Raw genomic sequence first — 14129 nt, forward strand, 5'->3', positions numbered from 1 at the left:
TCAGCAGTGAAACCGCTTAGCGCCGATGGTAGTGTGGGGTCTCCCCATGCGAGAGTAGGTCATCGTCAGGCACTTATACCGCAGAAAACCCAGCCACCCGGCTGGGTTTTTTGTGTGCGTGAAAGAAAAGCAGCCGATAAAAAGGCGGCTTGCGCCGCCCAGGTAAAGACTTAAAAATGAAAAGGCTAAGCGCAGATCGTCTCTAACGCTTCAATTAGGCTATTCATCTCATCATCGGTACCGATGGTGATGCGTAGGAAGTTATTGAGGTCTGATGTATTAAAATGGCGCACCAGAATGCCCCGCTCGCGTAGGCCAGCAAATAGCTGCGCGCCTTCGTAGTCAGGGTGTTGGGTAAGCACGAAGTTAGCTTTAGAGGGCAGCACCTCAAACCCTAACGCTTCTAGACGTTGGCGAGTACGCTCACGGGTGGTAATAACATGCTCGCGGCAGGCTTCGAAATGCTCGACATCTTTCAGAGCGGCGATGCCTACTAAGCTTGCTAGGCTATCCACTGGGTAAGAGTTGAAAGAGTCTTTTACCCGCAGCAAGCCATCAATCAATTCCTCAGAGCCCACCGCATAACCCAACCTCAATCCAGCCAAACTGCGCGACTTGGAAAACGTACCGGTGACGAGCAGGTTAGGGTAGCGATCAATCAGCGAAACGGCGCTCTCTGCCCCGAAATCGACATACGCCTCGTCCACCAGCACTACGCGATCTGTGACACGCTTAAGCAGCGCCTCTATTGCTGCGAGTGAGTGCGCATGGCCGGTAGGGGCATTAGGGTTAGCGAAAATAACGCCGCTGCGGTTGGTATCCGCCGCCAGCGCATCAATATCGACTTCCCACTGCTTATTGAGCGGATGCTTACGCAGCTCAACGCCATAAAGATTGGCGTAAACAGGGTAAAAGCTATAGGTGATGGCAGGCACATCAAGCGGCGCTTGATGGCAAAAGAAGGCCTGAAAAGCGAATGCCAGCACTTCATCGGAACCGTTACCGACAAACACTTGGCTGCTGGCTACCTTAAATGTCTCCGCAAGCGCTTCACGCAGTGCTGTAGAGGTAGGGTCAGGGTAGAGGCGCAGATGGTCTGTTGCATAATCGCGCAGCGCCTTACCGACGCCTGGAGCAGGTGGGTAAGGGTTTTCATTGGTATTGAGTTTAACAAGCTTCTCGCGTGGCTGCTCACCGGGCACGTAAGGCGTAAGTTCGCGAACGGCCGGACTCCAGTATTGGCTCATGAGGGTAACCTGATTATCCTAGCAAGGTATGCCATGGTCGCTTGAAGGCCAACTCAGCGCAAGCATTCGCGTCGCTAGGGGTGTGCGTCGCACCTTGTAGCGGTTATGCTGTCACAAGTGCGCGTAAATAAATGTGATGCCCAACACGAGATGAAGGAGACACTCTATGCAACTTAAGAGTTTGCTAGCCGGTTCGGCTATGTTGGCACTATTAGCTGGCTGTGCAAGCGGTCCGATGGAACAGCAGCAAGAGGAAGCAGCGACCGCACAGGCTAATTACCAAGGCTCGCTACCTTGCCGCAACTGCGATGGTATCGATCTGGATGTCACGATGATGGGTGAAGAGATGAGCGCGGCGGAAGAGCGCACTTTCACACTGAACGCTACCTACCGGAACCATCCCCAAACCCCTCCCGATGAAAATTATGCGGGTAACTGGGAAGTGCTGACCGGTACGCCGTCTGACCCAGACGCCACCGTTTACGAGCTGACGCCAGATGGCGATGGCCAAATCTATTACTTCATGCGTATTGATGAGAGCACGCTGGAATTGATTGACCCAGAACGTCGTCGTTTTGAAAATGGTGAAATGCTGCAGCTAAAGCGCCAATAACGCGCTAGTCAGCAGTATCAAAGGCGGCCACTGGCCGCCTTTTGTGTTTGTCGAGGCAAGGCCTGACGCGAGTGGCAATGGCCAGTGGCTGTTAATGCAGGTGGCAACGTAGTGAATGTTGTCAAATAGCGATAGCAACAGTAGGAGTGTAATGGCAGTGGCCAAAGCTAAAAGCGCCTTTGTATGCACTGAGTGCGGTGCTGAATATCGCAAATGGCAAGGGCAGTGCAGTAGTTGCCAAGAGTGGAACACCCTAAGCGAGGTGCGTTTAGAAAGTGCACGCCCTGGTGGCGGAGCAGCCTCTGGGCGCTCAGGCTACACAGGTGATCTCTCGCGAGAAGTGATCGATCTTGGCAATGTTGATCTCAGCGAGGTTCCTCGCATGAGTTCCACGTTCGCTGAGTTTGACCGCGTGTTAGGCGGCGGGCTGGTTCCCGGTTCGGCGGTGCTTTTGGGTGGCAATCCTGGTGCAGGTAAATCAACGCTGCTACTACAAACGGCCTGTAAGCTAGCCCAGCAGCGACGCATACTCTATGTGACGGGGGAGGAGTCGCTCTCTCAAGTAGCCATGCGTGCCCACCGCCTGCAACTGCCCACCAACGGTTTGAAAATGCTGGCCGAGACCAGTGTGGAAACCATTCTGGCGGTATCTGAGCGTGAAAAGCCGGAAATTCTGGTAATCGACTCGATCCAAACCATGCATCTGGAAGACATTAGCTCAGCGCCTGGTGGCGTTGCTCAGGTGCGTGAGTCAGCCGCCGCGTTAACGCGCTTTGCCAAGAAGACCAATACCGTTCTGTTATTAGTGGGACACGTGACTAAAGATGGTTCGCTGGCGGGCCCTAAAGTCCTTGAGCATATGATCGATGCCTCGCTGTTATTAGAAGGCGGCGCAGACTCACGCTTTCGCACCCTACGTGGTCAGAAAAACCGCTTTGGTGCCGTTAACGAGCTGGGTGTCTTCGCGATGCTTGAGCAGGGCCTTAAAGAAGTCAAAAACCCCAGCGCGATTTTTCTCTCCCGCCAAGAAGTGCAAGCGCCCGGCAGCTTGGTGATGGTGGTTTGGGAGGGAACGCGGCCAATTCTGGTCGAGGTGCAGGCACTGGTAGATGAGTCTGCGCTTGGCAATCCCCGACGGGTAGCTGTCGGCGTTGATCAAAATCGCCTGGCCATGCTGTTGGCAGTGCTCAACCGCCATGGTGGTCTGTTTACCGGTGACCAAGACGTATTCCTGAACGTTGTCGGTGGTGTCAAAGTGCTTGAAACCAGCGCCGATTTGGCAGTACTGCTGGCAGTAGTATCTAGCCTGCAAAACCGCGCGTTGCCCAAAGAGTTAGTGGTATTCGGTGAAGTTGGGCTTTCCGGCGAGATACGCCCGGTGCCTAGTGGCCAAGAGCGTATTGCCGAGGCGGCCAAGCACGGTTTTCTGCGTGCCATCGTGCCGCGGGCCAATGCACCCAAGCAGGCGCCAAAAGGCATGGAAGTGATCGCCGTGGATAAGCTCAGCGATGCGCTGGAAGCACTGTAGCATGTGCCATACTGCGTTAAACTGATGATATCCCCTAAGTGCCAAGGAGAGACACGATGAGTTCGATTCGCTTGACCCAATATAGCCACGGCGCCGGCTGCGGCTGCAAAATTGCCCCGGACGTGCTGGATGGGATTCTAGCCAAAGCGGGGCCAGCGGCGGGTCATAAGCAGCTTATTGTCGGCAATCAAGGACGCGAAGATGCTGCCGTGTATGATCTGGGCGATGGCCGCGGCATGATCGCCACCACGGATTTCTTCATGCCGATTGTTGATGATCCCTTTGATTTTGGGCGTATCGCGGCGACCAATGCGATCAGCGATGTTTACGCCATGGGCGGTACGCCGGTAATGGCGTTAGGCATTCTAGGCTGGCCATTGGATAAGCTTAGCGCTGAAGTGGCCGGTGATGTGATGGCCGGTGCGCAGGCGGTGTGCCGGGAATTAGGTGTTGCCCTGGCCGGCGGCCACTCTATTGATGCCCCAGAGCCCATTTTCGGGTTGGCCGTTAACGGCTTGGTCGATCTAGACAAGCTCAAGCTTAATAGCACCGCCAAACCTGGTGATCTGCTGTTCTTAACCAAGCCGCTGGGTATCGGTATGTTAACCACCGCCGAAAAGCGCGGCTTACTGGAAATGGGCCACCATGGCCTTGCCCGCGAAACCATGCTCAAGCCCAATAGCATTGGCGTGAAGCTCGCCGATGTGAAAGGGGTGAACGCCATGACTGATGTGACCGGTTTTGGCTTGGCCGGCCATCTTGCGGAAATGTGTCAGGCCAGTAATGTGATGGCCCAGATTGATTTTCGTAAGCTGCCGCGCTTAGCCGAGGCAGAGTCTTACCGCCGCCAAGGCGCAGTACCTGGCGGTACGCTACGCAACCGTGATGCGCTGGGTGAAAGCTTGCCCGCCATGGATGAAGCCCACTGGCAGTGGCTGTGTGATCCACAGACCTCTGGCGGACTGCTCATTAGTGTTGACCCTGCCTGGGAGGATGACGTTGAACGCATTGGCCGCGAATTCGGCCTGTCGTTACAGTCATTCGGGGTAATGAAAGCGCGCCAAGGTAACGCCTCTATTGAGGTGGTCGGGTGACACTAGCCACCCGACCAGCGGTATTAAGCCTAATCAAAGAAGAGCAGCCGCTAATAGATGTGCGCGCCCCGGTCGAGTTTGCTCAGGGCGCACTCCCTGGCGCCGTCAATCTGCCGTTAATGATTGATGGTGAGCGTCATCAGGTAGGTATCGCCTATAAACGGCAGGGCCAAGCCGCGGCGATTGCGTTAGGCGAACGCTTGGTCAGCGGTGAGGTCAAGCAAGCTCGAATTGCAGCGTGGCAGGCGTATTTAGCCGAGCATCCAGGTGCATTGATTTACTGCTTTCGCGGTGGGCTGCGCTCACAAATTGCTCAGCAGTGGTTAGAAGATGCAGGCATCTCAAGACCACGCTTGGAGGGTGGTTGGAAAGCCATGCGCCAAGCGCTATGTGAGCGTATTGAGACGGCTGCACTGCAGCCGATGCTGGTGGTCGCAGGGCTGACTGGGTGTGCAAAAACGACGTTGATCAATCAGCTCAATAATGGCGTCGACCTGGAAGCCTTCGCGCACCATAAAGGCTCCGCCTTCGGGCGTAGGCCCGAAGAGCCTGCCACACAAATCAATTTTGAGCATGCGCTGGCCAAACGATTAATCAGCTTAACCGAAGGGCTGGTTATCGAAGACGAGTCCCGCCAGATTGGTAGTGCCAATATTCCCTTGAGCTTCTGGCGAGCATTGCAGCAAGCGCCCCGGGTACGTATCGAAATGCCACTGGATTGGCGCCTTGCTCAAATTCAGCAGGACTACATTATCGATTTAGAACAGGCTTATGCTGCTCGCTATGGTGCCTATCAGGGCTGGCAACTGATGCAGGCGCAGTTGAGTAATGCGCTTATCCGTCTGGGCAAGCGTTTGGGTAATGCACGGCTGCAACGTTTGCAGCGGCTTCAGGCACTGGCGTTTAACGAACATGTCCACGGCAACCCTCAGGCCCATGAAGCTTGGCTCGCGCCTCTGCTTACCGAGTATTACGACCCACTCTACCGCTATCACTTAGACAAGCAGCGTGAGACTGCCCCGCCGGTAATTCATGTCGGCGATTGGGAGAGCTGCCTGGCGGTGGCCAGGCAGTGGAACAGATAATGGCTACATGCGCTGCTGTTAGTTCGTTCTTAACCATTGGGTCATCACGCGGTCAAGCAGCGGTGCTAGATGAATAAAGCGATTGGCATCCTCAAGGATTTGCGCATCGTCCTGAACATAGCGGGCGGCGGCAGGTGAGGCGCTAGGCCGCTCGGCCTTGCTCAACAGGTGGTTAACGCTGGCAGGCGTGGCTTCCAAATGGCATAGCAGGCTGACAACGCGGCCTCTATCCCAGGTAAACCCCTGCAGCGGTGCTGCTTCACTGCCCCCCAGGGAAAAGGCATCATCGGGCAAGCTGAAGACATAACGATGCCACATAAATGCGCAAAACGACTCGGGCAAATCCAGTGAGCTTTCCGGTGCCAGGGTGACCGTATGCCACCCGATTTCGGCGTAAGTGCCGGGGGCTATCACTGCGCCGAGTGCTTGCGCTATCCAGTGAGCGCCAATGCCAATCCCCAATAACGGTTTTTGGCCATCCAGGTAGCGGTTGATCAGTTTATCTTCAGCTTTAAACCACGCTGGTGGTTGGCTGAGTAGCGTCTCAGGCCCATCAAGCACAATCAATGCATCAGATTCGTTTGGGCGGGGTGTTAACTCGCCAGCATAGAGATGAAAAACGGTGTAACTATGACCCATACTGGTAAGCCAGTCGGTTAAACGGGCGGGGCCATGGTCAGGGCCGTGCTGTAGCAGATGAATATGCATGGTAATCTCCTCGCCGGCCGTACAATCATCAAAGCGCTGGGGGATCGCCCCAAGCGCAGAGAGACGATAACGTACCCGCTACATTTCACCAATATCCCACGTAAAGCGATCCAGGAAATCAGTATGGTGCCGAAACCTCAGGGCTTTTATTTACGGCTGCAAGAACTCCCACTACCGGCCCAGCAAGCCTTTATGGCGGCGCTGTGTGAGCGTTTGCTGCCTAACTATGTGTTATATGAGCAAACCACAGGACAAGGCGATAGCCATACGCTGCGTACCGTGCTGAGTTTGGTGTGGGAACGGCTTAATGTGCCCAATGCCAGTATCGACTTTGCTCGTCAAGCGGAGAAGCTCGCCGAGTGTGAGCCTTCTGAAGAAGATGACAGCTTTGGTGCCAGGCGTGCGCTGGATGCAGTGGTATCGGTCTCGGCGCTGCTGGACACCCTACAAGGCGATTCCCCAGAGGCCGTGCTGGATGTTAGCCGTACATCCCGAGCGGGCGTGCGCGCCTTTATAGAGCTCACTGAAGGCGAAGTTGACGCACAAAAACTGGCGCTGATTATTCGCGACCATCCGCTGATGGCCGACGAGAACGACTTTCAGGATGCCGTATTGGAAATGGTCAGCGAACCGCTGGATAAGGCGGCACTAAAAGAGGTGCGTGAGTTAGGGCGCAACGGTGGCATCAGTAATCTTGGCTTATCGCTTGAGGATACCGGGGCTTAACACCCCGGCAGGCTTACGTATTAGAAATTTATAAGCGCATTTCGATACCGCGTTCGGCCATGTAGCGCTTTGCTTCAGGAATGGTGTACTCGCCAAAGTGGAAAATGCTGGCGGCCAGCACCGCGTCGGCACCGCCTTTCAGTACGCCATCCACCAAGTGATCCAGGTTGCCTACACCGCCAGAGGCAATCACCGGCACGCTCACCGCTTCAGAAATCGCGTGGGTCACGCCCAGGTCAAAGCCGATCTTGGTCCCGTCGCGATCCATGCTGGTGAGCAGTAGTTCGCCCGCTCCGAACTCCACCATCTTCTTCGCCCACTCAACGGCGTCGAGGCCCGTTGGGCGGCGGCCACCGTGGGTGAAAATTTCCCAGCGGGGTGTTTCGCCCTCTTTCGAGACGCGCTTGGCATCGATCGCCACCACAATGCACTGGCTACCGAAACGCTCAGCAGCTTCGCGCACAAACTCAGGGTTAGTGACCGCGGCGGTGTTGATGGAGACTTTATCCGCACCGGCGTTCAACATGGTGCGAATATCGTCACAGCTGCGAATGCCGCCGCCGACGGTCAGCGGAATAAACACTTCGCCCGCGATGCGCTCGACCATCTCTACCGTCGTATCACGGTCTTCGTGGCTAGCGGTAATATCAAGAAAGGTAATCTCGTCGGCGCCCTGCTGGTTATAGCGCTGGGCAATCTCTACCGGGTCACCGGCATCGCGAATGCCGACGAAATTAACGCCTTTGACCACGCGCCCGGCGTCTACGTCCAGGCAAGGGATAATGCGTTTGGTGAGACTCATGAACCACCTCCCGTCAGTTGGTCGCTTAATCGCTGTGCTTCGGCGACATCCAGGCTGCCTTCGTAAATTGCCCGGCCGGTAATCGCGCCCAAAATACCGCTATCGGCAACTGCGCAGAGTGCTTTGATGTCATCCAGATTGGTCACACCACCGGAAGCAATCACCGGCAAGCCGCCTTCGCGGGCAAGTGCGGCGGTGGCCTCTACGTTGACGCCTTGCATCATGCCGTCGCGAGCAATGTCGGTGTAGACGATGCTAGAGACACCATCGTTGGCAAAACGCTTGGCTAGTTCGGTGGCTTTGATCGTGGAGACCTCTGCCCAGCCGTCGGTGGCGACATAGCCATCTTTGGCATCAAGCCCAACGATCACATGGCCTGGAAAGGCGCGACACATTTCGCCAACGAAGTCGGGCTCTTTTACTGCCTTGGTACCGATGATCACGTAGGAGACACCGGCACTTAAATAGTGCTCGATGGTTTCCGCACTGCGAATGCCGCCACCAATTTGAATCGGCAGATTCGGGTAGGCACGGGCAATAGCGGTCACGGCGTCACCGTTCATCGGCTTGCCTTCAAAGGCACCGTTCAAATCGACTAAGTGAAGCCGGCGGGCGCCAGCTTCCACCCAGCGTGCGGCCATCGCCACTGGATCATCGCCGTAGGAGGTCGCATCTTCCATGCGACCCTGCTTCAACCGGACACACTGGCCGTCTTTGAGATCAATAGCGGGAATTACCAACATACAAAATCCTCTCAGGGCGTCCAGGTGACAAAGTTTTCAAGCAGGCGAAGGCCCGCGCGAGAGCTTTTTTCCGGGTGAAACTGCACCGCGAAGGTCGAATCTCGACCAATCGCGACATGGGCGTTTACCTTGCCGTATTGGGTCGTACCAAACACCTGGGCGTCGTCATCCGCATTTACGTAATAGCTGTGCACGAAGTAGAAGTGTTCACGATTATCAATACCTGCCCACAGTGGGTGGTCGTGATGCTGCTCGACCACATTCCAGCCCATGTGCGGTACTTTCAAACGCTGCTCGTGGGCGTCGCGCATATCACCAGGGAAACGGTCTACGTTGCCTTTAAAAAAGCCCAGGCACTCAACGCCACCATTCTCTTCGCTGCGCTCCAGTAACATTTGCTGACCCACGCAGATACCCAGCAGCGGTTTGGCTTGACGGGTGAGAATATCCTCCACTAGCCCGCGTAACTCGGTGCGCTCAAGCTCGCCAACGCAGTCACGAATAGCTCCTTGGCCAGGTAGCACCAGGCGCGTCGCGCCAAGAATACGCCGCGGGTCACGGGTGATGACTACATTCTCATGCGTCACATGCTCCAGCGCCTTGGCCACGGAATGCAGGTTGCCCATTCCATAGTCGATCACAGCAATGGTCATGAAGCGCTCCTTGTGGAGATAGAGGGAAAGTAGCTAGAGGCATCGCTCGTCACATAGCTCATCACATAGCGCAGCATTACAAGCTCCCTTTGGTGGAGGGCATTTGGCCTGCCATGCGGGGGTCTTCCGCCACGGCCATACGTAGCGCTCGGCCGAAGGCTTTAAAAATCGTTTCCGCTTGATGGTGAGCATTAAAGCCTTTGAGGTTGTCGATATGCAGCGACACGCGAGCGTGATTGACGAAGCCTTGGAAAAACTCCCAGAACAGCTGGGTGTCCAAGCTACCGATGGTATCTCGGGTGAACTCAACATTTATGTAAAGCCCCGGCCGGCCGGAAAAGTCGATCACCACCCGAGAGAGTGCTTCATCAAGGGGTACATAGGCGTGACCATAGCGGTAAATGCCGCGCTTATCGCCAATGGCTTCAAAAAAAGCCTGGCCTAGCGTAATACCCAGGTCTTCTACGGTATGGTGGTCGTCAATATGCAGGTCGCCAGTGGCATTGATGTCGAGATCGATCATCCCATGGCGGGCAACTTGATCAAGCATATGATCCAAAAACGGAACGCCGGTTTGGCAGCTAAGACGGCCTTCACCGTCGAGATTGACGCTGACCTTGATCTGGGTTTCGTTGGTGTCACGGCTAACCGTGGCAATACGCGCTGACATGTTGCATCTCCTGCGCTAAGGCGCACTCTGGGGGATTACCCTGAGGAACGATCCTGTGAAATGGCCGGTGGCTTTGTATCAACTTACCACTGTGGATCAGGGCATAACCTGTGGCGAAACGACCATTATAGTGAATTGGCGCCCTCATCCGCTACAATGCGCGAAATGTAGCTGCAATCAATTGCGGCAGAAATAGCAGCCAGGCTGCTTTGGCGAAGAGGATTTCACCATGCCGGTGACACTGCACCACGTCGACCAGGCCCGTTGGGAAGCCGATGAGCAAGTGCGCCTTGATCTAATGCGCATTTATGAGGATGCGCCCCAAGAGCGCATGCCCACCCCAACGGTTGAGCCATTTATTGAACAACATTTTAAAGGTCAGCATTTTTTTGCCTGTGCCCATTTCAATGATCGGCTGCTGGGGGCTGTCGCCGTGCAAGAAGGAGAAGACCGGGCGTGGTGGCTGTCTGAGCTCTGTGTGCGTAAAACTACGCGCCGCCGTGGCGTCGGTTCGCGCTTAATGGCGCTGCTTGGCGAGCAAGCCAAACAGGAAGGTCGTGTGTTGCGGATAGAAACCTCCACCTTACCATTGGCTGACCGCGTGCTGCTTTCCAAATTAGGCTACCGGCCTATGACCAATCCAGAAACGCCGGTGCCGGGAATGCCCGCCACCAGCGATTTTGTTGAGTTAGACCCACAAGGGAAAGGGTAAATGAAACAGCTATTACGTATTTTGCTGGCAGCGGTCGGTATTCTTGCCATCGTCGCCGTCGCCGCCGTGGTGTATGTCACCACTTTCCTGGATCCCGAAGATTTCAAACCTCGTTTAACGGCTGTCGTGGAAGAGCAAACCGGGCTCAATCTTGCGCTGGAAGGTCCCATCACGTGGTCATTCTACCCTCGTATCGGAGTGAGTGTAGAACAGGCCCGTGCTTGGCTGCCCGAGCAAGCTGAAGAGAGCGCCGCCTTCGCCGCCATTGATCGAGCCGAAGTCAGCGTGGCATTCGGTCCGCTACTGCGTGGCGAAATCGCTGTAGACGGGCTAACGCTGGACGGTATGCGCCTTAATTTAGAGCGCGACGCTCAAGGCGAAGGCAACTGGGCACCCTTGCTGGAGCGCCTCTCCGAACATAACGACGGCTCCGCTGAAACGGTGCTGGCGCCCGCCAGTGCAGGGCCTAATGCTGATGCGGGGAGTCTGGCAGTGGTGTTGAGTATCGCCAGCGTTGAAGTGAAGAATGCCGATATTCGTTTCCGCGATGCACAAACCGAAGCGCTGTGGCGAATGCAGCAACTCAATATTTCAGGCAGTAACGTCAACCCGGTGCGCGCCTTCCCGCTCAAGGCAATGTTTACGCTGACCAAGCATAACCGGCTGGATGCCGAGGTGCTGGAGCGCACCCCCGACCTGAGCAGCGAGATCAATCTCGAAACCCGCGTGCGGCTTGGCTTGGCAGACGAGCTTTTCGTGCTGGAAAATATGGCGCTCACCACGCGAACGACGCAAGGCGCAGAGAGCGAGCCACAACAGCTGAGCTTAAAAGCGGCTGAACTGGTCGCCCGCATGGGGGAGCAACAGCTTTCGATCACAGAAGGGGTGCTTGAAGCAGGCCTGCGCAACGCGGATAACTGGCAAGGTAGTCTGGCGCTGGCACTTGCCTTTGGCCTGGAGAGTGATTGGCAAGCACAAACGGCGCAGTTAAAAAACCTGCAGCTCACCGGGCCGGATGGCCTAAAAGTTAGTGGCCACCTCAATGTTGAGCAACTGCGCGATGCCCCACGCTATCGCGGCCAGTTAACCGCGGCCCCGTTTACGCTGCGCCCCTGGCTGGCTCGCGCTGGCGTTACGCTCACCACAGCGGGCGAGGCCGCACTTAGCGATGTGGCCATGACCAGCCCTATCGAAGGGGATGCTGAGCAACTCTCTTTGCCTAGCCTATCGTTGGTGGTCGATGAAAGCACCTTTACCGGCGAACTGACCGCCGCGTTGGATGGCTCGCGCCTAGCGTTCGATTTGGCCGGTGATCAATTGGATCTGGATCGCTATCTACCCGGTGCCGCAACCGCCGAGCAGGCTAGCCGTAGCCTGCTGCGTAAAGCCTTTGCCCAGGATTCCAGCACATTAGTGCCGCAATCGCTTCTCACTCGGCTGTCACTTGAGGGTGATTTAAGCATCGATAACCTCGTCTTGGCAGGATTAACGTTCAATAATCCTCGCTTACAGCTGCGTGGTGACGACGGCATCCACCGGCTAACGGCGTTTGAGTCGGGCTTCTACGAAGGCGAACTCAGCGCCACCGGTCAAGTCGATGCCACGGACACTATTCTGGAATGGGCGCTTTCGCCAACCATAAACAGCGTTCAGATGGCACCGTTGATTGAAGCCATCAGCGAAGAAGAGGAGCCGTCACCACTGCGCGGTCGCTTTAATTTATCTGGCGGCCTTACGAGTCAAGGCAATAGCCGCGAAGCGCTCATCAGCAACCTTAATGGGGACCTGACGGCCCGCCTGAACGATGGGGCTATTTTAAATACCAACATTTCCCAGCAAATGTGCGAGCTGGTAGCCCAGTTAGAAGGCGAGGGCACGCTGCGCGAATGGCACACTGATACCCGCTTCGAGCGTTTCGATGCCACCTTCCAAATCAGCAACGGTTTAGTCGAGAGCGACGATCTACTGATTACTCTGCCCGGCATTGATGTTCAGGGGGAAGGTGAACTCAATCTTACCAGTATGAATTTCAACACCCAGGCGAATGCCCGCTTAGTAGACACCGCCGACGCGGCTTGTGAGGTGAATCCCCGCTTGGAACAACTGCCGCTGCCCGTTCGCTGTGAAGGACATTTAGGCGGTGAGCGCACTGAGTGGTGCCGCTTTGATCGTGAAGCATTCCAGGCGGCAGTAGTCGACCTGCTGCGCAACGAAGCTGGCGAACGCGTCAATGAAGAGCTGGAGGAGCGTTTAGGCGATACTTTGGACCAGTTGGATGAGCGTTTAGGCGAAGGCGCTGGGAAGGAGCTGCGTGACGGGCTGCGCGGCCTGTTTAACTGAACATTCTAACCTGAACCGATAAGTGCTGCGCCGGCCTAACCGCCGGCGCTTTTTTATTAGCCCCTTTGATCCCCCTTTCTGTTTAAGGAGCGTGCATGGCAGATATGCCCAAACCGCGGCTGGCGGCAGACGAATTTCAACAACGCCTACTGGTTTGGTTCGACCGTTATGGCCGTCACGACCTGCCGTGGCAGTCGCCGCGAAGCGCCTATCGCGTCTGGGTGTCGGAAATCATGCTGCAGCAGACCCAAGTTACCACCGTCATTCCTTACTTCGAGCGTTTTATGGCGCGCTTTCCCACCCTGGAAGCACTCGCTACTGCGCCGCAGGATGAAGTGCTGCACCTCTGGACAGGGCTTGGCTACTACGCACGTGCGCGCAACTTGCATAAAGCCGCTCAAGTTGCGTTGGCGGAGCATGGGGGCGAACTGCCAACAGGCAGTATTGACGAATTGGTGGCACTGCCCGGCATTGGCCGTTCCACCGCAGGCGCTATCATTGCGCAAAGTACAGGGGAGCGGGCTGCCATTCTGGATGGCAATGTAAAGCGCTCGCTCACCCGGCTGCATGCACTGCCCGGCTGGCCGGGTAAGCCTGCAGTTGAACGGCAGCTATGGGCGCTGGCCGAGTGCTATACGCCAACAGTGCGGCTGGCGGATTACACCCAAGCGATCATGGATTTTGGCGCCACGCTATGCAAACGCAGCAAGCCGGATTGCCCAAGTTGCCCGTTTAACGATGTCTGTTTGGCCTATTCGCGCGGTGAGCCCCAGCGTTATCCGGAATCCAAACCGAAAAAGGCGCTGCCCACCCGGCAGACCATCATGCTGATGCTGCGCGACCCGGAAGGCCGGGTATGGCTGGAAAAGCGCCCTCCTAGCGGTTTATGGGGTGGGCTGTGGGGCCTGCCGCAGTTTGACAAGCACAGCGAGCTCAACGATTGGCTGGAAGCTCATGCCGTTAACCCCGCGCGTGAACGTGCGGCGCCCAGTTTTCACCATACGTTCAGCCATTTTCGCCTGGAAATTACCCCGCAGCCCGCGACCTGCGATAGGCTGGGTGGTGTACGCGAAAGTGGCGTATGGTACGACATCAACCATCCGCCCGCGCTGGGCTTGGCAGCCCCGGTTAAAGCGCTGCTTAGCCAACTAACGCCATTTACCCTCAATCCCACCCCAGGCCACGCCTAGCGTTATCTGGGGCTATAA

Annotated in this window: 14 protein-coding genes; 8 read left to right on the plus strand and 6 right to left on the minus strand. The window is 56.2% G+C overall.

Annotation, left to right across the window (positions count from 1 at the left end):
* Window positions 1-185: 185 nt before the first annotated feature.
* Window positions 186-1247 (minus strand): histidinol-phosphate transaminase, encoded by a 1062-nt coding sequence (hisC, locus tag V8L70_RS20405; protein WP_101146593.1) that lies wholly within the window; start codon window positions 1245-1247, stop codon window positions 186-188.
* 166 nt (window positions 1248-1413) lie between these two features.
* Between hisC and V8L70_RS20410 the strand changes: the two genes are divergently transcribed.
* The 4 genes from V8L70_RS20410 to mnmH all read left to right on the plus strand — a co-directional run bounded on the left by V8L70_RS20410 (window position 1414) and on the right by mnmH (window position 5567).
* The gene (locus tag V8L70_RS20410) at window positions 1414-1860 is read left to right on the plus strand and encodes a copper resistance protein NlpE N-terminal domain-containing protein (RefSeq protein ID WP_101146592.1); all 447 of its coding nucleotides are present in this window, start codon (window positions 1414-1416) and stop codon (window positions 1858-1860) included.
* A 157-nt stretch (window positions 1861-2017) separates the two neighbouring features.
* On the plus strand, window positions 2018-3388 hold the full coding sequence (gene radA / locus V8L70_RS20415; protein ID WP_008957636.1) for a DNA repair protein RadA: 1371 nt from the start codon (window positions 2018-2020) through the stop codon (window positions 3386-3388).
* A 56-nt stretch (window positions 3389-3444) separates the two neighbouring features.
* On the plus strand, window positions 3445-4482 hold the full coding sequence (gene selD / locus V8L70_RS20420) for a selenide, water dikinase SelD (RefSeq protein WP_101146591.1): 1038 nt from the start codon (window positions 3445-3447) through the stop codon (window positions 4480-4482).
* Window positions 4479-5567, plus strand: coding sequence for a tRNA 2-selenouridine(34) synthase MnmH (gene mnmH, locus V8L70_RS20425; protein WP_101146590.1), 1089 nt, complete (start codon window positions 4479-4481; stop codon window positions 5565-5567). Before selD ends, mnmH begins: the two co-directional genes overlap by 4 nt.
* An 18-nt stretch (window positions 5568-5585) precedes the next feature.
* Here mnmH and V8L70_RS20430 read toward each other — a convergent pair whose 3' ends face one another.
* Complete coding sequence (locus tag V8L70_RS20430; RefSeq protein WP_101146589.1) at window positions 5586-6275, minus strand: type 1 glutamine amidotransferase; 690 nt, start codon at window positions 6273-6275, stop codon at window positions 5586-5588.
* A 123-nt stretch (window positions 6276-6398) separates the two neighbouring features.
* On the opposite strand from V8L70_RS20430, the gene V8L70_RS20435 reads away from it, so the two are divergent.
* Window positions 6399-7001: a YjaG family protein gene (locus V8L70_RS20435; protein ID WP_035586723.1), complete on the plus strand. Its 603-nt coding sequence runs from the start codon at window positions 6399-6401 to the stop codon at window positions 6999-7001.
* 28 nt (window positions 7002-7029) lie between these two features.
* On the opposite strand, the gene hisF is transcribed toward V8L70_RS20435, so the two are convergent.
* The 4 genes from hisF to hisB all read right to left on the minus strand — a co-directional run bounded on the left by hisF (window position 7030) and on the right by hisB (window position 9869).
* Window positions 7030-7803 carry an imidazole glycerol phosphate synthase subunit HisF gene (gene hisF, locus V8L70_RS20440; protein WP_008957631.1) on the minus strand — a complete coding sequence of 258 codons (774 nt, stop codon included), beginning with the start codon at window positions 7801-7803 and terminating at the stop codon, window positions 7030-7032.
* Window positions 7800-8546, minus strand: a complete 747-nt coding sequence (hisA, locus tag V8L70_RS20445; RefSeq protein WP_101146588.1) for a 1-(5-phosphoribosyl)-5-[(5-phosphoribosylamino)methylideneamino]imidazole-4-carboxamide isomerase — start codon at window positions 8544-8546, stop codon at window positions 7800-7802. The genes hisF and hisA overlap by 4 nt, the downstream gene beginning before the upstream one ends.
* Window positions 8547-8557: 11 nt before the next feature.
* A complete protein-coding gene (hisH, locus tag V8L70_RS20450) occupies window positions 8558-9199 on the minus strand; it encodes an imidazole glycerol phosphate synthase subunit HisH (RefSeq protein ID WP_008957629.1) in 642 nt (213 codons plus the stop codon).
* Between the two features lie 76 nt (window positions 9200-9275).
* Window positions 9276-9869 (minus strand): imidazoleglycerol-phosphate dehydratase HisB, encoded by a 594-nt coding sequence (gene hisB, locus V8L70_RS20455; protein WP_101146587.1) that lies wholly within the window; start codon window positions 9867-9869, stop codon window positions 9276-9278.
* A gap of 229 nt (window positions 9870-10098) precedes the next feature.
* On the opposite strand from hisB, the gene V8L70_RS20460 reads away from it, so the two are divergent.
* From V8L70_RS20460 to mutY, 3 genes are all read left to right on the plus strand, one after another.
* The gene (locus tag V8L70_RS20460) at window positions 10099-10581 is read left to right on the plus strand and encodes a GNAT family N-acetyltransferase (protein ID WP_008957627.1); all 483 of its coding nucleotides are present in this window, start codon (window positions 10099-10101) and stop codon (window positions 10579-10581) included.
* Window positions 10582-12921, plus strand: coding sequence for an AsmA family protein (locus V8L70_RS20465; protein WP_101146586.1), 2340 nt, complete (start codon window positions 10582-10584; stop codon window positions 12919-12921).
* Between the two features lie 95 nt (window positions 12922-13016).
* Window positions 13017-14111, plus strand: a complete 1095-nt coding sequence (gene mutY / locus V8L70_RS20470) for an A/G-specific adenine glycosylase (protein WP_101146761.1) — start codon at window positions 13017-13019, stop codon at window positions 14109-14111.
* Window positions 14112-14129 lie beyond the last annotated feature (18 nt).

Origin of the sequence: Vreelandella arctica (assembly GCF_037070215.1) — a bacterium.
In the GTDB taxonomy this organism is placed as follows: domain Bacteria; phylum Pseudomonadota; class Gammaproteobacteria; order Pseudomonadales; family Halomonadaceae; genus Vreelandella; species Vreelandella arctica.

Excerpts from the sequence above, each read along its gene's own strand:
- mutY (WP_101146761.1), top strand. The coding sequence starts at position 13,017 with ATGGCAGATATGCCCAAACCGCGGCTGGCGGCAGACGAATTTCAACAA.
- hisA (WP_101146588.1), bottom strand. The coding sequence starts at position 8,546 with ATGTTGGTAATTCCCGCTATTGATCTCAAAGACGGCCAGTGTGTCCGG.
- V8L70_RS20430 (WP_101146589.1), bottom strand. The coding sequence starts at position 6,275 with ATGCATATTCATCTGCTACAGCACGGCCCTGACCATGGCCCCGCCCGT.
- V8L70_RS20465 (WP_101146586.1), top strand. The coding sequence starts at position 10,582 with ATGAAACAGCTATTACGTATTTTGCTGGCAGCGGTCGGTATTCTTGCC.
- V8L70_RS20460 (WP_008957627.1), top strand. The coding sequence starts at position 10,099 with ATGCCGGTGACACTGCACCACGTCGACCAGGCCCGTTGGGAAGCCGAT.
- selD (WP_101146591.1), top strand. The coding sequence starts at position 3,445 with ATGAGTTCGATTCGCTTGACCCAATATAGCCACGGCGCCGGCTGCGGC.
- hisF (WP_008957631.1), bottom strand. The coding sequence starts at position 7,803 with ATGAGTCTCACCAAACGCATTATCCCTTGCCTGGACGTAGACGCCGGG.
- V8L70_RS20435 (WP_035586723.1), top strand. The coding sequence starts at position 6,399 with ATGGTGCCGAAACCTCAGGGCTTTTATTTACGGCTGCAAGAACTCCCA.
- hisH (WP_008957629.1), bottom strand. The coding sequence starts at position 9,199 with ATGACCATTGCTGTGATCGACTATGGAATGGGCAACCTGCATTCCGTG.
- V8L70_RS20410 (WP_101146592.1), top strand. The coding sequence starts at position 1,414 with ATGCAACTTAAGAGTTTGCTAGCCGGTTCGGCTATGTTGGCACTATTA.
- hisC (WP_101146593.1), bottom strand. The coding sequence starts at position 1,247 with ATGAGCCAATACTGGAGTCCGGCCGTTCGCGAACTTACGCCTTACGTG.
- hisB (WP_101146587.1), bottom strand. The coding sequence starts at position 9,869 with ATGTCAGCGCGTATTGCCACGGTTAGCCGTGACACCAACGAAACCCAG.